The organism is Synechococcus sp. RS9907 (assembly GCF_014279615.1).
Classification (GTDB): Bacteria; Cyanobacteriota; Cyanobacteriia; order PCC-6307; family Cyanobiaceae; genus Parasynechococcus.
The window spans coordinates 621,513-645,831 of record NZ_CP047944.1 but is presented as its reverse complement, the minus strand read 5'-3'; the positions used below and the strand labels follow the sequence as shown (position 1 = coordinate 645,831).

Annotated in this window: 26 protein-coding genes; 11 read left to right on the top strand and 15 right to left on the bottom strand. The window is 63.2% G+C overall.

Annotated elements, in window-relative coordinates; all coding sequences use genetic code 11:
- Position 1 precedes the first annotated feature (1 nt).
- Positions 2 to 718, top strand: a complete 717-nt coding sequence (locus SynRS9907_RS03565) for a lipoate--protein ligase family protein (protein WP_188021833.1) — start codon at positions 2 to 4, stop codon at positions 716 to 718.
- On the opposite strand, the gene SynRS9907_RS03560 is transcribed toward SynRS9907_RS03565, so the two are convergent.
- Positions 676 to 1,926 (bottom strand): site-2 protease family protein, encoded by a 1,251-nt coding sequence (locus SynRS9907_RS03560; RefSeq protein ID WP_188022344.1) that lies wholly within the window; start codon positions 1,924 to 1,926, stop codon positions 676 to 678. The two genes, SynRS9907_RS03565 and SynRS9907_RS03560, sit on opposite strands and share 43 nt — an antisense overlap.
- A gap of 71 nt (positions 1,927 to 1,997) precedes the next feature.
- Between SynRS9907_RS03560 and SynRS9907_RS03555 the strand changes: the two genes are divergently transcribed.
- On the top strand, positions 1,998 to 2,663 hold the full coding sequence (locus SynRS9907_RS03555; protein WP_255445981.1) for a phosphoribosylanthranilate isomerase: 666 nt from the start codon (positions 1,998 to 2,000) through the stop codon (positions 2,661 to 2,663).
- Positions 2,664 to 2,699: 36 nt separating this feature from the next.
- On the opposite strand, the gene folE is transcribed toward SynRS9907_RS03555, so the two are convergent.
- The 6 genes from folE to SynRS9907_RS03525 all read right to left on the bottom strand — a co-directional run bounded on the left by folE (position 2,700) and on the right by SynRS9907_RS03525 (position 7,993).
- Positions 2,700 to 3,449: a GTP cyclohydrolase I gene (gene folE, locus SynRS9907_RS03550; protein WP_011363732.1), complete on the bottom strand. Its 750-nt coding sequence runs from the start codon at positions 3,447 to 3,449 to the stop codon at positions 2,700 to 2,702.
- Positions 3,450 to 3,458: 9 nt separating this feature from the next.
- On the bottom strand, positions 3,459 to 4,166 hold the full coding sequence (locus SynRS9907_RS03545; RefSeq protein WP_188021832.1) for an SDR family oxidoreductase: 708 nt from the start codon (positions 4,164 to 4,166) through the stop codon (positions 3,459 to 3,461).
- Positions 4,167 to 4,190: 24 nt separating this feature from the next.
- Positions 4,191 to 5,180 (bottom strand): acetyl-CoA carboxylase carboxyltransferase subunit alpha, encoded by a 990-nt coding sequence (locus tag SynRS9907_RS03540; RefSeq protein WP_114988525.1) that lies wholly within the window; start codon positions 5,178 to 5,180, stop codon positions 4,191 to 4,193.
- Between the two features lie 19 nt (positions 5,181 to 5,199).
- The gene (locus SynRS9907_RS03535; RefSeq protein ID WP_006850195.1) at positions 5,200 to 6,240 is read right to left on the bottom strand and encodes a long-chain acyl-[acyl-carrier-protein] reductase; all 1,041 of its coding nucleotides are present in this window, start codon (positions 6,238 to 6,240) and stop codon (positions 5,200 to 5,202) included.
- A 114-nt stretch (positions 6,241 to 6,354) separates the two neighbouring features.
- Entirely contained in the window at positions 6,355 to 7,074 is a 720-nt protein-coding gene (locus tag SynRS9907_RS03530) for an aldehyde oxygenase (deformylating) (protein ID WP_114988527.1), read from the bottom strand.
- Between the two features lie 76 nt (positions 7,075 to 7,150).
- The gene (locus SynRS9907_RS03525) at positions 7,151 to 7,993 is read right to left on the bottom strand and encodes a creatininase family protein (protein ID WP_188021831.1); all 843 of its coding nucleotides are present in this window, start codon (positions 7,991 to 7,993) and stop codon (positions 7,151 to 7,153) included.
- Positions 7,994 to 8,067: 74 nt separating this feature from the next.
- Between SynRS9907_RS03525 and SynRS9907_RS03520 the strand changes: the two genes are divergently transcribed.
- From SynRS9907_RS03520 to pgeF, 3 genes are read left to right on the top strand one after another with little or no spacing between them, the layout of a single operon-like run.
- Positions 8,068 to 9,315 (top strand): S1 RNA-binding domain-containing protein, encoded by a 1,248-nt coding sequence (locus SynRS9907_RS03520; protein ID WP_188022342.1) that lies wholly within the window; start codon positions 8,068 to 8,070, stop codon positions 9,313 to 9,315.
- Positions 9,312 to 10,196, top strand: a complete 885-nt coding sequence (locus SynRS9907_RS03515; RefSeq protein WP_115080706.1) for a Tab2/Atab2 family RNA-binding protein — start codon at positions 9,312 to 9,314, stop codon at positions 10,194 to 10,196. The genes SynRS9907_RS03520 and SynRS9907_RS03515 overlap by 4 nt, the downstream gene beginning before the upstream one ends.
- Positions 10,197 to 10,207: 11 nt before the next feature.
- Positions 10,208 to 11,002 carry a peptidoglycan editing factor PgeF gene (gene pgeF / locus SynRS9907_RS03510; protein WP_188021830.1) on the top strand — a complete coding sequence of 265 codons (795 nt, stop codon included), beginning with the start codon at positions 10,208 to 10,210 and terminating at the stop codon, positions 11,000 to 11,002.
- 3 nt (positions 11,003 to 11,005) lie between these two features.
- On the opposite strand, the gene SynRS9907_RS03505 is transcribed toward pgeF, so the two are convergent.
- From SynRS9907_RS03505 to hemH, 6 genes are read right to left on the bottom strand one after another with little or no spacing between them, the layout of a single operon-like run.
- Positions 11,006 to 12,667 carry an NAD(P)/FAD-dependent oxidoreductase gene (locus tag SynRS9907_RS03505; RefSeq protein WP_188021829.1) on the bottom strand — a complete coding sequence of 554 codons (1,662 nt, stop codon included), beginning with the start codon at positions 12,665 to 12,667 and terminating at the stop codon, positions 11,006 to 11,008.
- Between the two features lie 22 nt (positions 12,668 to 12,689).
- The gene (locus SynRS9907_RS03500) at positions 12,690 to 13,880 is read right to left on the bottom strand and encodes an amino acid ABC transporter substrate-binding protein (protein WP_255445980.1); all 1,191 of its coding nucleotides are present in this window, start codon (positions 13,878 to 13,880) and stop codon (positions 12,690 to 12,692) included.
- 33 nt (positions 13,881 to 13,913) lie between these two features.
- A complete protein-coding gene (locus SynRS9907_RS03495; protein ID WP_188021827.1) occupies positions 13,914 to 14,150 on the bottom strand; it encodes a GIVxVP protein in 237 nt (78 codons plus the stop codon).
- Positions 14,143 to 14,490: a nuclease gene (locus SynRS9907_RS03490; RefSeq protein ID WP_188021826.1), complete on the bottom strand. Its 348-nt coding sequence runs from the start codon at positions 14,488 to 14,490 to the stop codon at positions 14,143 to 14,145. The genes SynRS9907_RS03495 and SynRS9907_RS03490 overlap by 8 nt, the downstream gene beginning before the upstream one ends.
- The gene (gene ilvB / locus SynRS9907_RS03485) at positions 14,487 to 16,274 is read right to left on the bottom strand and encodes a biosynthetic-type acetolactate synthase large subunit (RefSeq protein WP_188021825.1); all 1,788 of its coding nucleotides are present in this window, start codon (positions 16,272 to 16,274) and stop codon (positions 14,487 to 14,489) included. The genes SynRS9907_RS03490 and ilvB overlap by 4 nt, the downstream gene beginning before the upstream one ends.
- Before the next feature lie 56 nt (positions 16,275 to 16,330).
- On the bottom strand, positions 16,331 to 17,506 hold the full coding sequence (gene hemH / locus SynRS9907_RS03480) for a ferrochelatase (protein WP_115161360.1): 1,176 nt from the start codon (positions 17,504 to 17,506) through the stop codon (positions 16,331 to 16,333).
- Positions 17,507 to 17,578: 72 nt separating this feature from the next.
- On the opposite strand from hemH, the gene SynRS9907_RS03475 reads away from it, so the two are divergent.
- From SynRS9907_RS03475 to cobO, 3 genes are read left to right on the top strand one after another with little or no spacing between them, the layout of a single operon-like run.
- Positions 17,579 to 18,733: a site-specific integrase gene (locus SynRS9907_RS03475; protein WP_188021824.1), complete on the top strand. Its 1,155-nt coding sequence runs from the start codon at positions 17,579 to 17,581 to the stop codon at positions 18,731 to 18,733.
- Between the two features lie 31 nt (positions 18,734 to 18,764).
- Entirely contained in the window at positions 18,765 to 19,397 is a 633-nt protein-coding gene (locus SynRS9907_RS03470) for a class I SAM-dependent methyltransferase (RefSeq protein ID WP_188021823.1), read from the top strand.
- A 20-nt stretch (positions 19,398 to 19,417) separates the two neighbouring features.
- Complete coding sequence (gene cobO, locus SynRS9907_RS03465) at positions 19,418 to 20,083, top strand: cob(I)yrinic acid a,c-diamide adenosyltransferase (RefSeq protein ID WP_188021822.1); 666 nt, start codon at positions 19,418 to 19,420, stop codon at positions 20,081 to 20,083.
- Between the two features lie 18 nt (positions 20,084 to 20,101).
- Here cobO and SynRS9907_RS03460 read toward each other — a convergent pair whose 3' ends face one another.
- Entirely contained in the window at positions 20,102 to 20,296 is a 195-nt protein-coding gene (locus SynRS9907_RS03460) for a hypothetical protein (RefSeq protein ID WP_114988539.1), read from the bottom strand.
- Positions 20,297 to 20,379: 83 nt separating this feature from the next.
- Here SynRS9907_RS03460 and pyrH point away from each other — a divergent pair, with 83 nt between their 5' ends.
- The 3 genes from pyrH to SynRS9907_RS03445 are packed head-to-tail and all read left to right on the top strand — an operon-like array spanning position 20,380 to position 22,825.
- Positions 20,380 to 21,093 carry a UMP kinase gene (gene pyrH, locus SynRS9907_RS03455; RefSeq protein ID WP_115008677.1) on the top strand — a complete coding sequence of 238 codons (714 nt, stop codon included), beginning with the start codon at positions 20,380 to 20,382 and terminating at the stop codon, positions 21,091 to 21,093.
- Between the two features lie 41 nt (positions 21,094 to 21,134).
- Positions 21,135 to 21,683, top strand: coding sequence for a ribosome recycling factor (frr, locus tag SynRS9907_RS03450; RefSeq protein WP_115008676.1), 549 nt, complete (start codon positions 21,135 to 21,137; stop codon positions 21,681 to 21,683).
- Positions 21,680 to 22,825 carry an NAD(P)/FAD-dependent oxidoreductase gene (locus tag SynRS9907_RS03445; RefSeq protein WP_188021821.1) on the top strand — a complete coding sequence of 382 codons (1,146 nt, stop codon included), beginning with the start codon at positions 21,680 to 21,682 and terminating at the stop codon, positions 22,823 to 22,825. The genes frr and SynRS9907_RS03445 overlap by 4 nt, the downstream gene beginning before the upstream one ends.
- On the opposite strand, the gene SynRS9907_RS03440 is transcribed toward SynRS9907_RS03445, so the two are convergent.
- Positions 22,822 to 24,303 (bottom strand): deoxyribodipyrimidine photo-lyase, encoded by a 1,482-nt coding sequence (locus SynRS9907_RS03440; RefSeq protein ID WP_188021820.1) that lies wholly within the window; start codon positions 24,301 to 24,303, stop codon positions 22,822 to 22,824. The two genes, SynRS9907_RS03445 and SynRS9907_RS03440, sit on opposite strands and share 4 nt — an antisense overlap.
- Between the last annotated feature and the right edge of the window lie 16 nt (positions 24,304 to 24,319).

Sequence of the window (24,319 nt, the reverse complement as noted above, 5' to 3'; positions counted from 1 at the left end):
CATGCCCGCAACCGGGCGTTTGCTCCCCACCCAGCAAGCGGATGGACACACCCAGATGGCTTTGGATGCCTGGCTTCTGAAGCACAGCAACGGTCCGGTTCTGCGTTTTTACCGCTGGGATGGGCCCTGGCTCTCGCTGGGACGCCATCAACGCCAATGGCCTGAGCACTGGAATGAGCTGGCCCGCCGCGGCCGCATCAGCCTGGTGCGACGCCCGAGCGGAGGTCGGGCCGTGCTTCATGCCGGCGGTCTCACCTATGCCTTGATCTGGCCGGATGCACCCCGGCGACGCCAGGAGGCTTACCGCCAGGCCTGCCAGTGGTTGATCGATGGCTTTCAGGATCTCGGGCTAGCGCTGCACTTCGGTTCCGATTCGGCGGGTGCTGAAGCCAACAACTGTTTCGCCTCGGCAACGGTGGCCGACCTGGTGGATCCGTCCGGCGTCAAACGGGTCGGTAGCGCTCAGCGCTGGCAGAACGGTCGCCTGCTTCAACACGGTGAAATCCTGCTGGATCCCCCTGCTGCGCTCTGGGAAGAGGTATTTGAGGAAGCGGCTCCAGCAGCGGCTCCAGCCCGGATCAACCGGCTGGAGCTGGATCAGCGACTGCGCCAGAGCCTGATTCAATCCTGGAGCCGTTGCCCGTGGCAGATGCAGCCTCTGAAGGCTGAGGAAGTTCAGGAGTTGGAGGTCGAGCTGGCGTCCGGCTCTGCGCTCTGAGCCTGCATCGACTGCACCATCTGGGGAAGCATCGCCAAACCCAGGGGGTATCCATTGCGCTTGCGCGCCTCATCGAGGATCGCGGGGGGCAGGGTCACCCCGAGCCGCTTCAGCACCGCATCGCCCACATCCATGCGGTCGAGGGTGCCGGAGGGAAGGCCCGCAGCACTCATCACCAACAGGCGTCCCTGGGAGGCCGCCTCCAGGGCCGGCACCGCCTCCACCAGGGAAGCCGAACTGGCGATGGACGGCAGTTCAGTGAGGGGGCGCAGATGATCCTCGAGGCGCTGTTGGTCCCATTGCTGCACCGGCAGCAGTTTCAAGGGTTGATCGTCAATCCAACCCACCCAACGGCCGCTCTTGCAGACCAGCACCCAATCGGCAGGTCCCTCCGCCTCGCTGGCGGTCAGCCGCAGCTGACTGAGGCGCCGCAAGGTCTGATCCGCCTCGAGCACGCGGAAACGTTTGCCTGCCGCAGCCTCCACCTTCAACTCCCGCAGCACCGTCTGCAACTGCAGCATCTGGGTCTGACTGCGGTTGGCACTCAGGCCGAACCAACCGATCAACATCAGCAGGAGACCGTTGAGCCCCCAGCCCTGCCAGAGCAGAACACCGCCCAACAGGATCATCAGCATCGACAAAACCCGTCCGGACGCCGATGCCACCTGAACGCCTTTCTGCTGACTGCCGCTCAGCTGCCAGACCAAGGCCTTGAGGATCAGCCCGCCATCGAGGGGCAGCCCGGGCAGGAGATTGAACAACCCGAGCATCAAGTTGAGCAAACCCACCTGGCTCAACAACTGTGTGGCCAGGGGCTGGGTGTCCGACAGGGCTGCAGCCCCCGCCAGCATTCCGAAGGCCAGCACCAAACTCACGATCGGACCAGCCGCCGCAATGCGCAGATTCCCCATGGCGGTGGGGCATTCCTTCTCCACCCGCGCAATGCCGCCCAGATGAAACAGGGTGATGCTCAACACCTTCACCCCTTCCCGCAGGGCCATCACTGCATGGCCCAATTCATGCAGCAGCACGGAGCTGAACAGCAACAAGGTGGTCAGCAATCCCAGCCCCCAACTCACCGTTACCGAGGCCGTGGTCGCGTAGCGGGACTGAAACAACGTGGTGAAGATCGCCACGGCAAACAACCAGCTGGGCTGAAGCCGCAGGGGAATTCCGCCAATCTTGAGCACCTGCCAGCCCTCTCCCACCGCCAATCCCGTCGTGTGCCGCTGCCGCGGACTGTCATCCACGATCCTAGGGAGAGCAACCCATACAGCCCTTGCGTGATCCCCGCCCCACTCCAAACCTCAAGATCTGTGGGATCACCGACCCCGAGCAGGCTCAAGCCATCGCACAGATGGGGGTGCAGGCGATTGGCGTGATCGGCGTTCCCGCCACCCCACGCTTTGTGGAACCAGCCCAGCGCAGGGCCTTGTTCCAGCTTCTGGAACAACAGCACCCCCAGCTGCATCGCGTTTGGGTGGTGGCCGATCCCGACGATGCCGCTCTCGAGGAAGCGCTCAACGGTGCTGGGCAGCCCTCCGTGGTGCAGCTGCACGGCAGAGAGTCAGACCAACGCTGCCAACACCTGAAACAGCGCTACCCCCGGCAGCAGTGGTGGAAAGCATTGCGGGTGCGTGAACCCGACGATCTCAAGCAGCTCGAGCAGTACGCGCCCCATGTGGATGCTCTGCTGCTCGATGCCTGGAGCGCCGATCAACTGGGCGGCACCGGGCACCGGATCCCCCTTGATTGGCTGGCCGAAACCGAGCTTTCGGTGCCGTGGTGGCTGGCAGGGGGAGTGAGTGCGGAGTGGGTTCCAGAACTGCTCAGCCGCGTCACGCCCCAGGGCCTCGATGCCTCAAGTCGGCTTGAGGAACGACCGGGATGGAAAAACCTCGACAAGGTTCAAGCCCTTGTCGAGGCTGTGAGGTCGAGACCGTGAAGTCGAGGAGTTGAAAGAGCGTTGAATCGCGGCTGATCAGGTGCTGAGCAGCGCTTCCTGCTGACGCACCAGCTCAAAGAACTCCTGCTTGAGGCTTGGGTCGTGGCGGAAATCGCCGCGCACAACGGAGTTCACCATGCTGGTTTGGGGCTCTTTCACTCCACGCCACTTCATGCAGTAGTGCTGCGCCTTGATGATGATGCCGAGACCCTGAGGCTCACAGAGCTTCTCGATTTCATCGGCAAGGATCATCACAGCCTCTTCCTGGATGTGAGGGCGGGAGAAGACCCAGTCAGCCACGCGGGTGAATTTGGAGAGACCGATCACCCGGGCACCAGGTTTGATCCCGATCCAGCAGTTGCCCATGATCGGCACCAGGTGGTGTGAACAGGCGGAACGAACCGTGATCGGGCCAACGGTGTAGATCTCATCCAGCTGTTTCACATTGGGGAAGCTGGCCACCTTGGGCTGCTGGTGGTAGCGCCCCTTGAACACCTCCTGGAGGTACATCTTGGCGACGCGCTCCGCCGTCTCATGGGTGTTGTGGTCGTTATCGATATCGATCACGAGGCTGCGCAGCAGGTCGCGAACCTTGTCTGCAACTTCAACCTGCAGCTGATCCAGCTCACCCGGCTGGAGATGATCAGCGATGTTGTCGTTCGCCAAGAAGGAAGCACCCGCTTCCCTCAGGCGCTCACGGATGCGCGCAGAAATCTGGGGATTCAGGCTGCCATTGCCGTTGCCGTTGGCGACGCCGTTGGAAACGAAAGGGACTGTGGAGGTCATGGTGTTCGTTCAGAAGGCGCCGGCGGCCGGCATAAGGGTGAGGTCTTCGATCAGCTGGTTGCTGGGTTGCAACGCCAGATTCGCCAGTGTTTCTGCCGCCTGATCGACAGAGAGCATGGCACGACGATCGAAATCGCTTTGTACGGTTTCCGCGTCCCACAGTGGTGTGTTCACGGCCCCAAGAGTGAGGGTGCAGGCACGAATGCCATTGCTCCGTTCCTCTTCCGCCAGGCAGCGGGTGAAGCTGGCCAAGGCAGCTTTACTGACGCAATACGCCCCCCATTGAGGGAAGGCATTACGGGCGGCGTGGCTGCTGATGTTGATCACCAGTCCGCCGTTCTCACGCATGGCGGGAACAACTGCAGAACAAACCTGCATCACGCTGGTGACATTCAGCTGTAGCAGCCATTGCCAACGCTCAATCGGCATGGCCAATAGATCGCCGGTGTAGGCCGCACCCGCGTTGTTGATCAACACGGAAGGGGTCTCACCCTGCTGCAACAAGCCAGCCATCGCTGCTGCGATGCCATCGGGTTGCGTCAGGTCAATGGCGGCAGAGGCCACAGAAACACCTTTTGAGCTGAGCTGAGCACTCAGCTGCTCCAGTTGATCAGCGCTGCGGGCGGTGAGCAGCAAATCCCATCCTTGTTGAGCCAGAAGCTCAGCAGTTCGGCGACCTATGCCTCGGCTCGCACCTGTGATTAGAGCCGTTGGCAAAAACCGTTAGCAAACCTCGACACCTTAAGCGGCTTTGTCGACATCCTGTGACGTTTTTTCGAGGAACCGTCCCATAGCCCTGAATTTGGAGTAACGGGCCTCGCGCAGTTGCTGTTCCGAAAGGCTCAGCAGTTGGTCGAGGTGACGCTCGATTGCCGCACGCAGGTTTTCTCCGGCCTCCAATGGTGCCCAGTTGTTGCCGCCGGAGGGCTCCTCAAGCACCTCATCCACCACCCCAAGCTCCAGCAGGTCCCGGCCGGTGATCCTCAAGGCTGCCGCCGCATCAGGCGCTTTGGCCGCATCACGCCACAGGATGGAGGCGCAGGCCTCAGGGCTGGCCACCGTGTACACGCTGTGCTCGAACATCAGCAAGCGATCGGCCACCCCGATGCCCAAGGCACCGCCGGATCCGCCTTCACCGATCACGGTGGCAATCACCGGAACGCGCAAGCGGAACATCTCCCGCAGGTTGACGGCGATCGCTTCACCCTGACCCTGCTCTTCGGCCTCAAGGCCGGCATAGGCCCCAGGGGTATCGATGAACGTGAGAATCGGTAGGCGGAAGCGATCGGCATGATCCATCAACCGCATGGCTTTGCGGTATCCACCCGGAGCCGCCATCCCGAAATTGCGGGCGACGTTCTCCTTGGTGTCGCGGCCCTTCTGATGGCCGATCAACATCACGGGGCGATCGCCCACACGGCCGACACCGCCGATCAAGGCCTGATCGTCATTACCGCGACGATCGCCGTGCAGTTCAACCCAGTCGTCGCAGAACATCTGGATGAAATCCAGCGTGCTCGGACGCTGCGGATGACGGGCGACCTGAATTTTCTGAGCGGGAGTCAGCCCCTGAAAGATCTCCTGACGCCGTCGGGCCGCGAGGCTTTCCAGTTGCTGCAGTTGCTGCGAGACGTCGACTTCCGAATCTCTGGCCAGCTGACGGATCTGCTCAATCTGCTGCTCCAGCTCGACGAGCGGTTTTTCGAACTCAAGCAGGGGGCGACGGGGCATGGCTCTGGCTCTTCGAAGGTCAGGCAGCAGTGGCCTGCAGGTTGGGTTGAAGGTTCAAGGTGCTGAACCCATGGCGCACCGATGCCGCACCGATGAAATCCATCTTCTCGAGGGTGATGTTGTTGCGCCCCCAGCTGAAGTTGGTGTGGCAGCGCTCAAACTCGAGCAGCATGGCTTCGGCAAAGCAGGCAAACATCTGGCGCTGCGGCCGCTCCATCTCGGCGATAGCCATCATCGACCAGCCGATGTCGCGGCAGAACTCAACGATTCCACCCTTGAGAACGTGGATGCCACCACCGGCAACCTTCGTATCAAGGTTCTTGGGGTAGCCCCCATCAATCATCAGACAGGGCTTCTTGAGGCTGTCTTGATCGATCTCAAGGGTGCGGGGCATGCTTGCCACCCAGACGACCACATCGGCCTCAGGCAGGGCCTCATCGAGCGACAAAATCCGGCCACCACCCAGTTCCTGCTGAAGATCAAGCAGCGGTTGCTGCTGACGCGCCACCAGCAGGAGCTCACCAACTCCGGTGCGTGCCTGCAGCCAACGGCAGACGGCGGAGCCGATATCACCAGTGGCACCAACGACGGCCACCTTGGCTTTGCTGAGATCGATCCCGAGACTTGGAGCGTTGTTCTCCACCTGACGGCAGATCACCCAGGCCGTGTGGGTGTTTCCGGTGGTGAACCGCTGCCAATCCAGGGTGGTGCTCCGCACCGTCTGGTGCTGGAGCAGGTTGAAATTCTCGAAAATGATCGAGGTGAAGCCACCCAGGGCAGTGATGTTGATGCCCTTCTTCTGGGCGAGTTCCATGGCGTTGAGCACCTTTCGCCGGGCCGTCTTGAAGCGGCTCAGCATCTCGGGAACGAAGCAGGAGTCGATGTAGGCACCCTCGATGGTCGTGCCCACCGGACTGGTGACTTCCACGTGCTCAACGAGCTGCGGAGGTGCACTGCACCAAACATCCAGATCACCATCGGCGATGTGATCGAACCCGAGTTCCATCGCCTTGCGGCGAGCAGCCTCAAAACTCGTTGAATGTCCGATCAGACCAAACATGTCTTACTGCTGACGTCTCAAAGAACACCTCGAACAACCATGCTCCCATGGCAACCGGTATCGACGGCAACGTGCCTGTCGATAAACCGGCGTTGGATCAAGACCTGAAACGGATCAAACAGCAAGCGCTGCTGCGGCCATGCGGGCGATGTCGCGGGAGGTGAAGCCGATTTCACCCAAGGCTTCCTGGTAAGCGATCAGGAAGTCCTCGATCAGGTCTTCCTTCTCCATGTGAAGGACGGCCGCATCAGCAGCCACGTCTTCCAGCATCGAGCGGATGAGGGGCAGGTTGGCTTTGTTGGCCTCGAACAGTTCGTCCTTGCTGGCCTCGAAGTTGGCCTTCAGCCATTCCTGGCCGTAGTTGAGGTGGGTGTATTCGTCCTTCACCACACCCTCAGTGATTTTGCGGGCAAAGGGATCGGCCACAGGGATATAGATGTGATAGGCCGAAATGGCGAATGCTTCGATCAGCAGGGCCTGAATCAGCAGGCAGGTGACCACCTTGCCCTCCTTGAGAGCGGCCTGAAAATTGCCGTGAAGGGGTTCGAAAAACTTCTTGGCGAAGGGAAGATCGGCTTCAACCCCGAGGTTGCGTCCGCAGGAGGTGAAACCCTTCATGTGCTTCATTTCCATCCGCGCCAGACGCTTGAGTTCCTCGGCCTGTTCGGGGATCAGCGTGCCCAGGGAGATGTAGTTGTCGTGGGCTTCCTGTTCGCCCTCGATCACGATGGCGTTGATCCGGCTGTAGGCGTCTTTGTAGGCCTCGGTTGTGAAATCGGGAAGTGCGTCCTGGCCCTCCAGCACGGGTGCTTCAGGTGCATTGAGGGTCGTCATAGGACGCTGTCCACCACGTTCAGTGGGACTGACAATAACCAGTGCCTCAAGAGTTGGGGACACATGCGTCCAAAGTTCAGGACTTGGGCGTGATGTTGGACGGTTGGGAGAGAAGACTTTGCGTGGGTGGCCAGTCACTGGCCAGAAGGGCTTGAAAACGCTCCTGCCAGTGGTTGATCAAGCGATCTTGCAGGCAACGTCCCAGATCAGCGGAGGCCTGGCGCGCATCACCGATCACTCCCGTCGCGCTGAGGTCGTCGGTGAGCCAAGCGCAGGGCGCCGCCCCCTCGAGACTCCAGCCCGCTGGAGGATCCTGCGCAGATCCTGGAGATGGACGTCCATCCACCGGGCGGGCAGATCCAACCAGCTCTGGGGCCATCTGCAGCATCAAGCTGGTTTCGGCTTGGCCGGCATGAAGTCCATGGGCTAACTCCTGCTCAGGCAACAGATCCGCCAGCCCCTCCACGCCACTCCAGAGGAAGCAAGGCAGAACAGCCAACGACGGACAGCGAGCGCGCAGCTGTCGGGCTGCCACCTGAAGCAAACCGATCTGGCCGCCATGGGCGTTGAACAGAACCAGGCGCTGCACCCCCATCGCCGCCAGCTTCGTGCCCACCTGGTCGACCAGATCCAGAAGCAGAGGAGCTGAAAGGCTGAGGGTGCCGGGAAAGTTCTGGTGCTCAGGCGAAAAGCCGATGGCCTGACACGGCAGTCGCCAAATCGGCAGAGCTGGCTCAAGCCCGCGCAACACCGAATCGAGGATGCCCTCAGCAAACACAGCGTCCGTCGAAAGCGGCAGTTGGGGGCCGTGTTGCTCACAGGCTCCGAAGGGCCAGATCACCGTGGCACCAGGTTGGCTGGCAGCACTGCTGGCCTCGGGCCAGGTCAGCTGATCAAATCGCTTGCGGAGCTGGTCCATGGCGTTGCACAGGCACGGGGGTGCTGATCCCAACCCAGCCTGTCAAAATGAGCGATCGACAAGCCCAATGGTCAATGCCCGCAGCCGGCAGTCCGCAGCCCAACCGCCCCAAGGCACCCAAGCCGGCAGCGACGAAACCGCTGCAGGTGATGCAGATCAACCGCCGCGAAGAGCAGGAAAAGCTGGCTCGTGAAGCGGCTGAAGCACGGGCAGCAGCAGAGGCTGCGGCGGAAAAGGCACGCATCCTTGAGGAACGGGCGGGTCTCGCCACCCCGCCGCGACCGATCCAGCAGGACTCCACATCGTCTCCAGGCACGGATGACGACGCTCTGTTCGACATGGGCGGCATGGAAGGCATGACCATGGCCGACCTGATGGGCGCGCCGGATCAACAACCCAAGAAGGAGCAGCGCAATCAGACGCGCAGCGTGGACGACTTCGATTTCGATGAAGAAGCCTTCCTCGCCGCCCTGGACGAGAACGCTCCGGTGGGCACCACCGGTGAGGTGATCAAGGGCACGGTGATCGGCATCGAAAGCGATGGCGTGTACGTGGATATCGGCGGTAAAGCCCCCGGCTACATGCCCAAGAGCGAGGCGGGCCTGGGCGTGGTGACCAACTTCAGGGAGCGCTTCCCCAAGGGCCTGGAGGTTGAAGTTCTGGTGACCCGTGAGCAGAACGCTGATGGGATGGTCACGATCAGCTGTCGCGCCCTTGAGCTGCGCAAGAGCTGGGACCGGGTGAAGGAACTGGAGAAACAGGGGAAAGTGGTTCAAGTCATCGTCAATGGCTTCAACCGCGGCGGTGTCACCTGCGATCTCGAAGGGCTGCGCGGCTTCATTCCCCGCTCTCAACTCCAAAACGGTGAAAACCACCAGGAGCTCGTGGGCAAGACCCTGGGCGTTGCCTTCATCGAGGTGAATTCGGAGACGCGCAAGCTGGTGCTGTCCGAAAAACGAGCCGCCGTGGCCGAACGCTTCCAAGATCTGGAAGTGGGCCAATTGGTGGAAGGTCAGGTTGCTGCGGTGAAGCCCTACGGCCTGTTCATCGACCTTGGTGGCATCAGCGGACTGCTGCACCAATCAGCCATCACCAATGGCAGCCTGCGCTCGATCCGTGAGGTGTTCGACCAGGGCGACCGCGTTTCAGCCCTGATCACGGAACTGGACCCGGGCCGCGGACGGATCGGCCTCAACACAGCCCTGCTGGAGGGGCCTCCTGGAGAGCTGCTGATCGAAAAAGACAAAGTGATGGCTGAAGCCGCCGATCGAGCCAGCCGCGCCCAGAACACCCTGAAACAGCAGGAGCAATCGGCCGGATGAGCACTGCTGCCCTGACAGCCGCCGAAGACTGGGAACTCGACTTCTACTCCCGACCCATCCTTGAGGCCGATGGCCGCAAGCGTTGGGAACTGCTGATCACCTCCACCCCCGCCGCAACCGGCGATGCTGAGCCATTTCGCTTCGCCAAGGTGTGCCCCTCGGGTGAGGTGAACTCGCTCTGGTTGAGCCAAGCCCTGGCTGAAGCCAAGCAGGCATCCGCAAGCGGGGGCTGGGGTTCGCCCGTGCGCCTGCGCTGCTGGCGCAGTTCGATGCGCACCATGGTGCAGCGCGCCGCAGCCGAACAAGACCTCGAGGTGATTCCCAGCCGCCGCACCTTCGCCCTGCTCGACTGGCTTCAGCAGCGCGAAAGGGAGGTGTATCCCGAGGAGGAGGGCTTCATGGCCGGCCCACTGGCACCACCGCCGGCGCCGGTTCCCACCCCACCGGTGCCCCTGCCGGAGGAAGTTCAAGGAGACGCCTGGAGCTGGGCCGCCCTGCCGGCGAGCCTCCTGCTGGAGGCATCGGAATGGCCGATGAGTTTCAGCGGGCTGCTGCCGGTGCCCGATGGCATCGACCCCGAGGCCTCTGTACCGGGTCTGCGCCTGTTCAGCCAGAGCCGCTCCCTCGCCATGGCGGGCTGGTTGGGGGGACTGGAACCGGTGCGGATGATCGTTGAAGACCGCCAGCTGGTGCTGGAAGCTGGTCAGGATGACCGCTGGTTGGTGAGCGACCTGGAGCCGGGCGTCGCCGCTGAAATCTCCGAGGCCCTGGCCACTTCGCAGCAGCAGGTGCGCGGCCTCCAGTTCATCGCCATCCAGTCCAGCCCCGAAGAACAGACCTTCGGCGGCTTCTGGATGCTGCGGGACATCCCCATGGCCTGATTGCAGGGCTGATGAAAGACGGGCCGTTTGATCGACCAGACAGCCGCTTCAACACGTTGAAGGGCTGGACCTGGATCGGTTGTTATGGGGGCTATTACCTCCAGAGCGATCTGCTGCATGGGCAGGGTTTCGAGCACGGCTTCTTCACCCGGCTCTGGCACGGCCGTGGTCCTGACGAACTGGCGGGGTACGTCAGCGCCGGCATCAGCGTCCACCGGCCCCAGCAGATCCACAGTGGGATCGTGCTGAACGCCAGCGATGCCCGTCAGGATCCCTGGCCTGAAGCCGATGGCCTGGTGAGTGATCGCGGGGGCCAGAGCCTCTGGGTGTGCGGTGCCGACTGCACACCGGTTCTGATCGCGGATCCCGGCACCGGGCATGCCGCGGCCTGTCATGCCGGTTGGCGGGGGGTGGCGGCTGGAATCCTGATCACGGCCCTGGATCGGTTGGTGGAGCGGGGGGCCCGGCGGGAGGATCTGGTGGTTGCCCTGGGCCCGGCCGTCAGCGGCCCCTGCTACCAGGTGGGCGATGAGGTGGTGAAGGCCGTTAGCGCCGCAGTCCCCAACAAGGCTTCCCTGTCCGATGCAGGGGCCCTGCTGCCGGATGAGCAACCGGGGCGGCATCGCCTGGACATTCGAACCGCCGCCAGAGTGCAGCTCCAGGGCGCAGGAATTGCCAGCGAACGAATCGCCCACTGCCCGCTGTGCACCGTCAGTGAGCCCGAGCTGTTCCATTCCTGGCGACGGGATCAGGTGAAAGCCGTTCAGTGGAGCGGAATCGTGGCGCAAGCCCCCGTCTGCAGCTGAAACTTAAACAGGCTTGCTCCCCAGGATCTGCATGGCCAAGGCTTCAGCAGCCCGAATGCCATCGATTCCGGCCGAGAGGATGCCGCCGGCATAGCCCGCCCCTTCACCCGCGGGCACCAGCCCCTTCACATTGAGCGATTCCAACGCTTCATCCCTGGGGATCCGCACGGGCGATGACGTGCGGGTTTCCACGCCGGTGAGCACCGCATCGGGATGGTCATACCCCTTCAGCTTGCGGGCAAAGGCCGGCAACGCCTCCCGCAAGGCCTCAACGATGGCAGCAGGGAGCAGGTCATCCAGATCGGCGGGATGCACACCCGGCTGATACGACGCGGCGATTCCACCCAGACGGGTGGAGGGACGGGCCGACAGGAAATCCTCCAACCGCTGCGCCGGTGCGGCGTAACTGCTCCCTCCAAGCCTGAAGGCGCGCTCCTCCAGCTCCCGTTGGAGAGCAATCCCCGCCAGCGGATCCCCGGGGAAGCGTTCAAACGGTGCCAGATCATCGGCGTCCAGAGCCACAACCAAACCGCTGTTGGCGTTGCGCTCGTTGCGGGAGTGCTGGCTCATGCCATTGGTCACCACCCGGCCTTCCTCCGAGGTGGCACCCACCACAAATCCTCCGGGACACATGCAGAAGCTGTAGACGCAGCGGCCGTTTTCAGCATGGTGAACCAGCTTGTACTCGGCGGCCCCGAGACGCGGATGGCCCGCCGCCTCTCCCCAGCGGGCTGCGTCAATCAGATGCTGCGGATGCTCAATCCGCACGCCCACGGAAAACGGTTTGCGCTGCAGCTGCACACCGATCTGCTCCAGCATTTCGAAGCAGTCGCGCGCGGAATGACCGGGAGCCAGCACCAGATGGCGGCAGGGAATCTCTGTTCCATCGGCCAGCACCAAGCCATCGAGTTGATGCGGCTTCCCAGCGCTGCTGTCGCTGAGCTGAAGGCGTGTCACGCGACTGTTGAAACGCACCTCACCGCCCAGGGCTTCAATCCGTGCCCGCAGGCCACGCACCACGGTGGCGAGCTTGAAGGTGCCGATGTGGGGGCGGTGCAACGTGAGGATCTCCTCGCTGGCACCACAGGCCACCAGCTCCTCCAGCACCTTGCGGCCGTAGTGCTCGGGATCGCTCACCTGGCTGTAGAGCTTGCCGTCGGAGAAGGTGCCGGCTCCGCCCTCACCGAATTGGGCATTGGATTCCGGGTTGAAGGGGCTGGTGCCCCGCCAGAAGCCAAAGGTGTCAGCGGTGCGTTGCTTCACGGCCTGACCCCGTTCCAGCAACAGAGGTCGGAACCCCATCTGTGCCAACAGCAGAGCAGCGAAATAACCGCAGGGGCCTGCCCCCACCACCACAGGCCGATCGGCCGCATCCAAGGGGAAGCCATCGGGGGCCTGACCCACAGACCGGTAGCGGGTGTCTGGAGCCAGACGCACCCGGCCTTTGTTGCCGATGCGCCGTAACAGGGCGGCTTCACCCTTCACCTGCACATCCACGCTGTAAATCAGCTGAATCCGGTCGCGACGCCGCGCATCAACACTGCGCTTCACCAGGGTCTGACCCAGAAGACGATCCGGCGGAATCCTCAAACGCTTGAGCACCGCTTCCTGCAGCGCTTCCTCCCCATGGTCGAGGGGCAGCTTCAGTTCACTCAGGCGCAGCATCTCGAGGTCGTGTCCTCAGACCTCATTCGATCAGACCGGCCATGGCCTGGCCCGATGGTGCCAGGCCAGCACGAAAGCGGGAATCACTGGCCACCGCCTTCAGTCGCAGACGCTCCCCGCGGCGACGCTGATCAAAGGCCTGGCAAATCGGAACGACCTCCTTCTGATCAGGGTCCAACCAACCCATCGCATCGATGCCCCCGTCAGCGGACAACGGCAAGGGTGCTGCATCGGCCAAGGCCAACAGCCGAGCTGCATCAAAGCCCGCCCCCGCGAGCAACGATGGAGCCTTGCCGGTGGACTGCTGGAAGTCCTGTTGAAACTCAGCCCAGGCCGCCCCACGGGCTGGGTGCTGCAACCCAAGCTGTTGCCAGGGCACCGCGGGCGCGTCCTGCAGGTCTTCCGCCTCGGTGAGCCAAATCCAGTTCGGCGCCTGCGGTGCACCACCGCCGAAGCGCCCCTGCTGCTGCTCAGCGCGCAGCTCTCGGGAGAGGGGACCGTTCGGAGCATCAGCCACCACAACGGTGGGCACCCAAGACCAGGCCATGTCGTCCTTGAACCGTTGCAGACGCCCGTTGTTGCTGGGATCCACCCGCTGGACGGGCTGTGCTTCGTAGCTCTCAACAATGCCGCCAGCGGCCTTGAACAGCTCCACAAAGGCCTTGGAGCTGGTGGACTCAAGGGCAGAAGGGGCTTCGACCACCATCGCCCGTCCCCAGCCGGCCTCCATCGCCGCCGCCACCATCGCCTTGAGATCCTCCTGGCGGGAAGGAACCAGCGGCCAGAGCCGTTCACGGCCTTCCAGCCCGCGCAGAGTGTCCAACGACTGTCCACGCTGATAGGGGAGCAGAACGGTGATTTCCCGCTCGTCAGCGAAGGCGGCAAAGGCCCGCAGATCCGCAGACGGGGGAGCCACTAGCAGCTTGAGCTCCGTCGAGGGCATCAGCTGCGGATCGGGCGCATCGCCGGAGTTGGTCCCATGCCAGGCAACTTGCGGGAAGGGCTCTCCACAGGCCTCCACCGACGCCTGGCCCAGACGAAAGCCCTGGAGGAAGTTGTGCCGCAATTCAGCATCGCGGTGCCCCATCGGCAGCAGCACAGCCAGCCTTGGGCGGCTGACGCCACTGGCCACGAGCGACTGGCAGCCGATGAGCGTGGCTGCAACAACACACCACGACAGCCAAGGCCAACGTCGCCACTCAGGCTTCGACATGGGATCGGAGGGAAGCAACCCGATCCCCGCAAACTAGGGAGAGGGGTCAGACTCGTCTAGTTTTGTCACAGAGGATTCAGGCCCACCCTCAGAACCGCCACCCAACTGGGACAGCCAACCCGCCAAAAGCAAGCCAGCACCGATGCCGATGGCCAGGGTGCGGTTTTCAGCTGCGGCGCCCTGCCCCCAGGCCGCTGTGGCCAGAAAGGCACCCCCCAGCAGCAGACAGGGCACCAAGACAATGCCCCGGGCAATGCGGTTATCAGCCATCGCCCCCACAGCTGTTGCTAGCCAAACCCGCGGCAATCAGGCCGGTGCTGAGGTCACGCTCAGCACCGATCGGGGTCACCCTGGCCATCAGCTGCCCCTCGCTGGAGCCGACCGGCCGCAGATTGACCTTGCGACGGCGCGGCAGTTCCTGACGCAGCCATGCGGTGGCCTCGGCCTCCTTGCTTGCATCAACGGCGGAACAGGCCAGGGCAACGGTGTAAGTGCGGTTGTGATCTCCCACCTGCAGCAGGGAACTGCTGCGCACCTGAAGCACCTCTGCAGCCTGCACCGGTACGGCCCAAAGCAGCAGCAGAACGCCGATTAAGACAAGACGAATCAAGAGATCGAGGCGTTGAGAACCGGCATGGGAGCCGGAAGGCCCACCATTTCAGCATTGCTTTTGCCCGGGGGAACCATCGGATAGCAGTTCTCACCACGACGCACGTGGATGTCGATCAACATCGGGCCGGGGGCCTTGAGGGCCGCCTCGAGATCACGCTTCAACGCGTCCCGCTCGCGGATGTGCACGCCGTCCACACCGAAGGAGCGGGCGAGAGCGACGAAGTCCGGCATGCCATTGAGCATGTCGGAGGCGGAATAACGCTCCTCGTAGAAGCTCTCCTGCCACTGACGCACCATCCCCTGCCAGTGGTTGTTGACGATCACCACCTTTACCGGAAGGCCATAGGCCGCCAGGGTTCCCAACTCCTGAATGTTCATCAAGATGCTGGCGTCACCCGCGATGCACACCACCTGACGATCGGGGCACGCCACCTGGGCGCCCATGGCGGCCGGCATGCCGAAGCCCATGGTTCCAAGACCGGCACTGCTGATCCAGCCCCGGGGCCCATTGCGCAGGTACTGGGCCGCCCACATCTGATGCTGGCCCACGTCCGTGGTGACGATGGCATTCGGTGCCAGCTCGCGAACGGCCAGCAGCACCTCCTGAGGGAAGAGGGGGCCTTCGGTGGGAGGCACGGTGAGGGGATAGGTCTGTTTCCAATCGGCGATGCGGGCCAACCAAGGGGCCGTGCGGGGTTGCACCTGCTGCTGCAGGCTCAGCTCCACCAAGCGCGCCACGCTCAGGCCCAGATCACCCAGCACCGCCACATCGGGGCGACGGGTCTTGCCGATTTCGGCCGGGTCAATCTCAAAGTGGATCACCCGGGCCCGGGGGGCGAAGGTGTCGAGCTTTCCGGTCACCCGATCGTCAAAACGGGCGCCAACAGCAATCAGCAGATCGCATTCGGTGACGGCGAAGTTGGCATAGGCCGTGCCGTGCATGCCGAGCATGCCCACCGAGAGAGGGTCGTTTTCATCGAAGGCACCCTTCCCCATCAAGGTGGTGGTGACAGGGATCTGATAGCGCTCAGCGATCACCCGCAGGCTGTCGTGAGCACCGGCTGAGATCGCACCACCGCCCAAGTAGAGCAGCGGACGCTCCGCCTCGGCGATCAGCTCAAGCGCCGACAGGATCGGTTCATCCCGGGGGGGCTGAGGCTTGCGGAAGCCTTTGGGAACAATCGATCCGGGCTCAACCGGCACGTAATCGAACATCTCCTGGCCAACATCCTTCGGGATGTCGATCAGCACGGGGCCCGGACGACCACTGGCTGCAATCAGGAAGGCCTGGGCAACGATGGAGGCGAGATCGGCCGGATCGCGCACCACCCAGGAATGTTTCACGATCGGCAGGGTGATGCCGAAGATGTCGGTCTCCTGGAATGCATCGGTGCCAATCGCCGGACGCGGCACCTGACCGGTGATCACCACCATGGGCACCGAGTCCATCTGAGCGGTGGCGATGCCGGTTACCAGGTTGGTGGCACCCGGCCCAGACGTGCCAAAGCAAACGCCCACCTTGCCGGTGGCACGCGCATAGGCATCGGCCGCGTGGGTGCCGGCCTGCTCATGCCGCACCAGGATGTGCTTCACCCAACCCTCGCTCTCGGCGATGTGGAGTGCGTCGTAGATCGGGAGAATCGCGCCGCCGGGGTAGCCGAAAATCGTGTCGACGTCATGGCGCCGCAACGCATCCATCAGGGCTGTCGCCCCAGACATTCTCTGGCCACCGTGACCGGCCTGCTGCCCAGTGACGGCCGAAGACGCTGAGGTGAGAGTCACAGAGGCGACGGGTCAATGACCCCCAAGGTTAAGGGCCCGCAGCTCCCCTGGCTTGGTCAGAGCAGGCCGAGGGCGTGCAGCGGCCCTTGACCACTAATCAGCTCGAGCAAAAAGGCTGAAAAACCAACCATGGCCAGACGGCCGTTCCAGACCTCGGAACTGTTGTTCCAACCCCATTCCCACTTCTCCTGGGGATAGAGCTTCACCTTGTTGGGCAGCTCCGCCGCCGCATCGAGACTCACCTCAGGGCCCTGCAGGCTGGTGGCCACGAGATCCGCCAATCCCTCGATGAAGGGGGCATAGGTGTCGAGAGCACGCACCCGGCGGAAATTCACCACACCGGCTTCGGTGGCCAACTCCCGGTATTCGATGTCGATTTCCTCAAGCGTCTCGATGTGTTCGCTGACGAAGCTGATCGGCACCACCACCAGATCATTGGTCTTGGCTTGCCCCAATTCCTCAAGGGCCTCCTCGGTGTAGGGCTTGAGCCACTCCACCGGACCCACACGGCTTTGGTAGGCCAGGGTGAAGGGGTTCTCGTGGCCCATCTGAACGGCCAACTCCTTCATGATCAGACCGGTGCAGGTTTCGATCTCCTTCTGATAAGGGTCGCCCGCCTCTTCGACGTAGCTCTTCGGCACACCGTGGGCACTAAAGAAGACGTGGGCCTTCGTGGGGTCGTCGCTGTTGCGAACCTCTGCCGCGATCAGCTCGGCCATGGCCTTCACATAGCCCGGGTGGTCAAACCAGCTGCGGATGCAGCGAATCGGCAACTTCTCAAAGGCCGGATCCGCCTGACGCAGGCGCTGCAGTTCACGGAAACTGGATCCACTGGTGCTGATCGAGAAATGGGGGTAGAGGGGGAGCACCACCACCTCATCCATGCCATCGGCCTTGATGTCCGCCACAGCGGATTCGGTGAACGGATGCCAGTAGCGCATGGCCACGTAGCTGGTGGCATCGATGCCGCGCTGACGCAGCAAGCTCTGGAGTTCACGGGCCTGCTGCTCGGTGATGCGCCGCAGCGGTGATCCACCACCGATGGAGCGATAAGCCTCCTGCGACTTGCCACTGCGCAGGGTGCTGATCAACCAAGCCAGCGGCTTCTGCAGCGCCGGACTGGGAAGCCGAATGATCTCCGGATCGGCGAACAGGTTGTAGAGAAACGGGCCAACGTCCTGGATCCGCTCCGGGCCACCCAGGTTCAGCAGGACGACACCGACGCGAGACATACCGATCAGAACGGTTTTCGGGGGTTGAGCGTAGCCGTCGCGGACGCGATCCTTGGTTCCAACGACACATTTATGGAGCTCAAAAGTGCGCTGGAGACCGCCAATGCGCAGCTGGCGGCACAGGGGTCACGCCTGCGCATCGAACAGCGGGGTCGGCGACTGAACCTGCGCGGATCTCTGCCGTTGCGCAGTGATCCGAGCCGGAACGGCCTGCAACGGATCAGCCTGGGGCTGATGGCCGATGCAGCCGGACTGAATCAGGCCCTCAGCACCGCTGCCCTGGTGCAGTTGCAACTGGAGCAGAGCAGTTTTGATTGGACGCTCTGGTCGGCCGCCACCTCTGCAGCCACGGCCAGAGGCCGTTCGATCGGGATCCAGGCCGCCATCGAGGGCTTCGAAGCAGCCTTTTTTGCCGACCCGCGCCGACGCCGTTCCCCGGCGAGCAGTCGCACCACCTGGACCAGTGCCTATTTGCCCTACCTGCGGCGACTGGCGCGTCAGTGCGGTGATCAGCCGCTGGAGCCAGCGCTGCTGATGCAGACGCTGACCAGTTACGAGGACGGCAGCCGCAGCCGGCAGCAATGCGCCACAGCCCTGGCCGCCCTGGCCCGGCACCTGGAGCTGCCCTTGCCAGAGGACTGGCGCCAGGAGGCCGGCGGCTATGGCCTGCACCGGGCCCGGTTCCGCCAGCTGCCCACCGATCCACAGATCCTCGAGGCCGCAGGCCGCATCCCCAACCCACAGTGGCGCCTGGCCTTTGCCCTAATGGCCACCTACGGCCTGCGCAACCACGAGGTGTTCTTCTGCGATTGCTCCTCCCTGGCAGCGGGCGGAGATCAGGTGCTGCGGGTGCTGCCCACCACCAAAACCGGTGAGCACCAGAGCTGGCCGTTCCACCCCGACTGGGTCGAGCACTTCGGGTTGCAGGAGCTGGCGGAGAACCCGGCCGCTCTGCCAGCCATCCAGACCGACCTGCGGCGCACCACCCTGCAGCAGGTGGGACGACGGGTGAGTGAGCAGTTCCGCCGCTACGACCTGCCGATCACCCCCTACGACCTGCGCCACGCCTGGGCGGTGCGCACCATCCATGTCGGCCTGCCGGACACCGTCGCCGCCAGGATGATGGGCCACTCGGTGACGATCCACACCCGCACCTATCACCACTGGATCACCCGGCGTGATCAGCAGCAGGCGGTGGATGCAGCCCTGGCCCGGCAACCGGCCTGACAACACCCTGTCTGCTTTTTTCACTTCAACGATGACCTCATTTCTGAGGCCGCTGGCCTACCGCTACCGCTGGATTTACGACACGGTCACAGCGGTGTCGTCGCTGAGTGTTGGCGGGGTGGAGCGCCTGCGAGGCCTCGGACTCGAGGCGGTGCAGCCCCATCTCAAGCCCGGCGCTGCGGTGCTGGATCTCTGCTGCGGCAGTGGCGAAGCAGCGGCCCCCTGGTTGGCGGCGGGCTACGCCGTGACGGGGCTCGATGTCTCGCCCCGAGCCCTGGATTTGGCCGCCCAACGCCACCCCAACCTGAAACGGGTGGAAGGGCTGGCCGAAGATCCGCCCCTGGCCGATGCCAGCTTCAGCGCCATCCAGCTGAGCGTGGCCCTGCACGAATTCCCCCGCAGCGATCGGGAACGGGTGCTCCGCAGTGCCCTGCGGCTGCTGGAGCCGGGCGGCTGGTTGGTGCTTGTGGATCTGCATCCCGCCGGGCCTTGGCTGAAGCTTCCCCAGCAACTGTTTTGTGCCCTGTTTGAAACCGACACCGCCACCGCCATGCTGGAGGACGACCTCCCCACCGAACTGGAGCAACTCGGTTTCAGCAGCGTGAGCCAGGAGCTGCTGGCGGGTCGGGCCCTGCAACGCATCACCGCCACTCGGCCTCGATAGAACCAACACCCCCTCTCCCCATGAGCACCAACGACCTCGATCAATCCGCCGCGGAACTGGGCATGGGGGGCAAGCTCGCCCCAGAAACCGACGATGCCGGTTACCGCAAACGGATGGAGCGGCGCCAGCAGGTGCAGAAGCAACGGGTAGAGGAACGCAACAAGGAGAAGGGGCTGGTGCTGGTGTTCACCGGTCAGGGCAAGGGAAAAACCACCGCCGGGCTTGGGCTGGTGCTGCGCACCCTTGGCCATGGCGAGCGGGTGGCGATTGTTCAGTTCATCAAGGGGGGCTGGGAGCCTGGCGAAGCACGGGCACTGCAGGCCTTCGGTGAGCAGGTGAGCTGGCATGCCCTGGGGGAAGGCTTCACCTGGGAAACCCAGAACCGAGAGCGGGATCAGCAACTGGTGGAGGCGGCCTGGCAGACGGCCCTGGGCTATCTGCGCGATGCCAGCGTGAAATTGGTGCTGCTCGACGAGCTGAACGTGGCCTTGAAACTGGGCTACATCGAGGCCGGTGCGGTGATCGCCGGATTGAACGAGCGACCGGAGCTCACCCACGTGGCGGTGACCGGCAGGGGTGCACCAGCCGAGCTGGTGGAGCGGGCCGATCTGGTGACGGAGATGACCCTGGTGCACCACCCCTTCCGCGAACAGGGGGTGAAGGCCCAGGCGGGCATCGAGTTTTAGGGGTTGAACCAGCCGGCCTCAGGCCGCTTCAGCCGCCTCGAGATCATCCTGAAGATGACGGGTGGCGGCGGTGAGCACCGACAGCCCGCTCACCAGCAGAGCGCGATGCACCACCGGTTCACGCCAACAGTCGGGATCCTGACTGGCCCGTTCCAGGGCTGAAAGCGTGAGACGGGCCATCACACCGCTTTGGGTGGCATCGGTCTCTGGCATCAAACAGCCGCGGTTTCCCCATCCAAGCGGCGATCAGAGGCTTGTGCCAGTGCTTGCTACTGTCGAAAGGATCTGGACCGTAGATGACCTACACACGCGTCCTGCTGAAACTCAGCGGCGAAGCTCTGATGGGATCTCAGGGCTATGGCATCGATCCCGCCATTGTTCAGTCGATTGCCTCCGATGTGGCCAAGGTGGTCGCCAATGGCACCCAGCTAGCGATCGTCGTGGGCGGCGGCAACATCTTCCGCGGGCTGAAGGGGTCTGCAGCGGGAATGGAACGAGCCACAGCTGACTACGTCGGCATGTTGGCCACGGTGATGAACGCCATCACCCTCCAAGACGGGCTAGAGAGGGCCGGTGTTCCAACCCGGGTGCAGACCGCCATCGCCATGCAGGAAGTGGCGGAGCCTTACATCCGTCGCAAAGCGATCCGGCATCTGGAGAAAAACCGGGTGGTGGTGTTCGGCGCCGGTTGCGGCAACCCCTTCTTCACCACCGACACCACCGCTGCCCTGCGGGCCGCCGAAATCAATGCCGATGTGGTGTTCAAGGCCACCAAGGTGGATGGGGTTTACGACAAAGACCCGGCCAAGCACGCCGATGCGGTGAAACACGCGCAGCTCAGCTATCAGGATGTGCTCAGCGGCGAGCTGGGCGTGATGGACAGCACCGCCATCGCCCTCTGCAAAGACAACAACATCCCGATTGTTGTCTTCAACCTGTTTGAACCTGGCAACATCGGCAGAGCCGTGGCCGGGGAACCGATCGGGTCCCGCATCGGCGACCCCTCCTAAACAACGCCAACCCAGTTCGCACGCCTCCTCCCTCAGCAACCATGTCGACCCAGGACCTCGAAGCCAGCATGCGCAAGTCGGTGGAGGCCACCCAGCGCAACTTCAACACGATCCGTACCGGCCGGGCCAATTCCTCGCTGCTGGATCGCATCAGCGTGGAGTACTACGGCGCTGACACACCGCTGAAGTCGCTGGCAACCCTGTCGACCCCGGACTCCCAGACCATCCAGATCCAACCGTTCGACATCAGCGCCCTGGCCTCCATCGAGAAGGCGATTGCAATGAGTGAGCTGGGCTTCACCCCCAACAACGACGGCAAGATCATCCGCATCAATGTGCCGCCCCTCACCGAGGAGCGCCGCAAGGAGTTCTGCAAGCTGGCCTCGAAGTACGCCGAAGAAGGCAAGGTGGCCCTGCGCAACCTGCGCCGCGATGCGATCGACAAGATCAAGAAGCAGGAAAAAGAAGGCGAGTTCTCCGAAGACCAGAGCCGCGACGAACAGGACGGCGTTCAGAAAACACTCGACAAGTTCATCGCCGAACTGGAACAGCACCTGGCCACCAAGGAGGCCGACATCCTCAAGGTGTGAGCAACGAATCAGATCGCACCCACGACGTCCTGATCGTTGGGTCCGGTGCCGCTGGCGGTGCGGCGGCAGTTCATCTCGCATTAGCTGGCCATGAGGTTCTGACGCTTGAGCGCGACGCCGAGCCGCGGATCAAACCCTGCGGAGGTGGCATGGCGGCCTCAGTTCAGCAGTGGTTCCCTTTTTCCTTGGAGCCAGCGGTGGAGCAGGTGATCCGGCAGGTGGATTTCAGTTGGTGCCTGGAGGATCCAGTGGTGGCAGAGCTGCCCGGAGATGCACCGTTCTGGATTGTGCGCCGGGAAACGCTGGATCAGCTGCTTTCAGACCAAGCCATTCAGGCTGGGGCGGAACGCCTTACAGGCGTTGAAGTCAATGACATCCAACGCCATGGAGACGTCTGGCACGTCACGGCAACCGACGGACGCCATTGGCAAGGGCGAGCCGTGGTGATCGCCGATGGTTCGGGGTCCCCTTGGCCCCAACGGCTCGGCCTGGGGGCCAAACAACCCCAGATGGCCACCACCATGTCGGTACGGCTCGAGGGGCAAGGCAAACTCAGCGATGGCACCACACGCTTTGAATTCGGCCTGGTGAAACAGGGCTTCGCCTGGGCCTTTCCCCTCGCCGGTGGTGTGAACATTGGTGTGGGCAGCTTCATCGGCAAGCAGGACGCCGACCCGGAGCAGGTGCTGGCTCAGCTGTTGCCGGATCTGGGCTTCGCCGCCGATGCAGGCATCCGTCAGCGCGGCCAACTACGGGTGTGGAACGGCCATCACCGTCTTGATGGCAACGGCATTGTGGTGGTGGGCGATGCGGCATCGCTGTGCGACCCCTTTCTGGCGGAAGGGCTGCGCCCAGCCCTGATGAGTGGCTGCGAGGCGGCTCGACATCTGAACCTATGGCTCAAGGGCGACAGCAAGGATCTGCGGGGCTATAGCCGAAGCATGCGGGAGCGCTGGGGTGAGTCGATGGCCTGGGGCCGGCGCATTGCCCAAGTGTTCTATCGCTTCCCCGGTGTGGGGTATCAGCTGGGGATCAAGCGGCCCACCGCACCACGGCGAATTGCTCAGATCCTCTCCGGGGAGATGGGCTATGGCGACATCGCCCAACGGGTGATCAAACGGCTGCTGCTGCAGCGCAATTAAAAACCGAGGCTGAGCTGCTGGCTGCCGTTGTCGGGCTGCTGTGGTGGGCGCCGGCGGCGGCGAGCCGTTGTTGGCTTCAACCCCGCCTTGCGGGAGCCATGCTTGCGCTGAATCGCATCGGCATGGCGATCAAAACCGGCTGATCGGCGAATCTCCCAGATGCGATCTTTAGCGTCCTGCATCGATGCGGTGACATCAACGATCGGTGCTGGCATGCCACCACCCAGCATCCAAGGCTCATGGATGTGAATCGTGGGCACATCCTTGAGTTCAGGGCACCACTGACGGATGAACAGCCCCTGGGGGTCGTGGTCCATGCCCTGCTTGATCGGGTTGTAGATCCGAATCGTGTTGATCGAGGTGCTGCCCGATTGCATCTGGCATTGGCTCCAGTGAATCCCCGGTTCGTAATCCACAAACTGACGGGCCAGATGCAGGCCACTGTCTCGCCAGGGCAGCCAAAGGTTGTAGCTGGCAAAAGACATCAACATCGCCCGCATGCGGAAGTTGATCCAGCCATGGGCTCGCAAGGCGCGCATGCAGGCATCCACAAAGGGGACGCCAGTGCGACCTTCGCGCCAGGCCGTCAAGCGCTCGGCGTCCGCTGCGCGAATGCCCCGCATGAACGGATGGAAATCGCTGAATTCAATCGCCGGCTGATCCTCCAGCTTCTGAATGAAATGGCAGTGCCAGTGCAGCCGTGATTCAAAGCTGCTGACGCCCCGACCGCTGTGGGTGCGGCTGGTCTGCAGCACTTCCCGCATCGAGAGACAACCCCAGGTGAGATAGGTCGAAAGCCGAGAACAACCCTTGAAGGCCGTGTTGGGGCTCGACATCGACCGTTGATAACGCTGGGAACGGTGCTGCAAAAAGTCGTTCAACTCCTCCAGACCGATCGAACGCCCTCCGATCTGACGCTGCAGACATGCATCCAAAAGCAGCTCTGAACAGGGGCGCTCCGGGATCACTCCGGGATCAATGTCCTCCAGCGATTGCAATGCAGCTGGCACGGGTGTGATTGGCTCCGTCATCTGAACCTCCCAGCGTTTGGCCCAGCCATTGCGGCTGCGCATCCGGCGCGTCACCCCGAACTGCGGGATTTCCGTCCAGGCGATGCCGTGCCGACGAGCCCAGGCGCCAACGCGTTTGTCGCGCTGATACGTCCAGCCGTTGCCGGTTTCCTCATGGCTCCACAGCCCATCGATGCCGAACTGACGACGGGCCCGTTCCAGCACCTGCACCACATCCCCAGCACGAACCACCAAGGGTTGGCCCCGATCCGCTAGGGCCTGGCGCAACTCGAGCAGCGACTCCCGGCAAAACATCCACTGCCGCTCGGAGGCATCGGGCTGCCGCCACAACTCCGGCTCCACCACATACAGCGGTAGCACCAGACCACGCTCAACAGCAGCCGCCAGGGGCCGGTGATCAACGATGCGCAGATCACGCTTGAACCAAACGATCTGCAGCGCTGCCATTCACTGCAATGGAAGG

What these genes read in the sequence shown, in the direction of transcription:
- SynRS9907_RS03565 (WP_188021833.1), top strand. Translation starts at nt 2, where the DNA reads ATGCCCGCAACCGGGCGTTTGCTCCCCACCCAGCAAGCGGATGGACAC.
- folE (WP_011363732.1), bottom strand. Translation starts at nt 3,449, where the DNA reads ATGACCTCCACAGTCCCTTTCGTTTCCAACGGCGTCGCCAACGGCAAC.
- SynRS9907_RS03540 (WP_114988525.1), bottom strand. Translation starts at nt 5,180, where the DNA reads ATGCCCCGTCGCCCCCTGCTTGAGTTCGAAAAACCGCTCGTCGAGCTG.
- SynRS9907_RS03535 (WP_006850195.1), bottom strand. Translation starts at nt 6,240, where the DNA reads ATGTTTGGTCTGATCGGACATTCAACGAGTTTTGAGGCTGCTCGCCGC.
- SynRS9907_RS03530 (WP_114988527.1), bottom strand. Translation starts at nt 7,074, where the DNA reads ATGACGACCCTCAATGCACCTGAAGCACCCGTGCTGGAGGGCCAGGAC.
- SynRS9907_RS03525 (WP_188021831.1), bottom strand. Translation starts at nt 7,993, where the DNA reads ATGGACCAGCTCCGCAAGCGATTTGATCAGCTGACCTGGCCCGAGGCC.
- SynRS9907_RS03520 (WP_188022342.1), top strand. Translation starts at nt 8,068, where the DNA reads ATGCCCGCAGCCGGCAGTCCGCAGCCCAACCGCCCCAAGGCACCCAAG.
- SynRS9907_RS03515 (WP_115080706.1), top strand. Translation starts at nt 9,312, where the DNA reads ATGAGCACTGCTGCCCTGACAGCCGCCGAAGACTGGGAACTCGACTTC.
- pgeF (WP_188021830.1), top strand. Translation starts at nt 10,208, where the DNA reads ATGAAAGACGGGCCGTTTGATCGACCAGACAGCCGCTTCAACACGTTG.
- SynRS9907_RS03505 (WP_188021829.1), bottom strand. Translation starts at nt 12,667, where the DNA reads ATGCTGCGCCTGAGTGAACTGAAGCTGCCCCTCGACCATGGGGAGGAA.
- SynRS9907_RS03500 (WP_255445980.1), bottom strand. Translation starts at nt 13,880, where the DNA reads ATGTCGAAGCCTGAGTGGCGACGTTGGCCTTGGCTGTCGTGGTGTGTT.
- SynRS9907_RS03495 (WP_188021827.1), bottom strand. Translation starts at nt 14,150, where the DNA reads ATGGCTGATAACCGCATTGCCCGGGGCATTGTCTTGGTGCCCTGTCTG.
- hemH (WP_115161360.1), bottom strand. Translation starts at nt 17,506, where the DNA reads ATGTCTCGCGTCGGTGTCGTCCTGCTGAACCTGGGTGGCCCGGAGCGG.
- SynRS9907_RS03475 (WP_188021824.1), top strand. Translation starts at nt 17,579, where the DNA reads ATGGAGCTCAAAAGTGCGCTGGAGACCGCCAATGCGCAGCTGGCGGCA.
- SynRS9907_RS03470 (WP_188021823.1), top strand. Translation starts at nt 18,765, where the DNA reads ATGACCTCATTTCTGAGGCCGCTGGCCTACCGCTACCGCTGGATTTAC.
- cobO (WP_188021822.1), top strand. Translation starts at nt 19,418, where the DNA reads ATGAGCACCAACGACCTCGATCAATCCGCCGCGGAACTGGGCATGGGG.
- SynRS9907_RS03460 (WP_114988539.1), bottom strand. Translation starts at nt 20,296, where the DNA reads ATGCCAGAGACCGATGCCACCCAAAGCGGTGTGATGGCCCGTCTCACG.
- pyrH (WP_115008677.1), top strand. Translation starts at nt 20,380, where the DNA reads ATGACCTACACACGCGTCCTGCTGAAACTCAGCGGCGAAGCTCTGATG.
- frr (WP_115008676.1), top strand. Translation starts at nt 21,135, where the DNA reads ATGTCGACCCAGGACCTCGAAGCCAGCATGCGCAAGTCGGTGGAGGCC.
- SynRS9907_RS03440 (WP_188021820.1), bottom strand. Translation starts at nt 24,303, where the DNA reads ATGGCAGCGCTGCAGATCGTTTGGTTCAAGCGTGATCTGCGCATCGTT.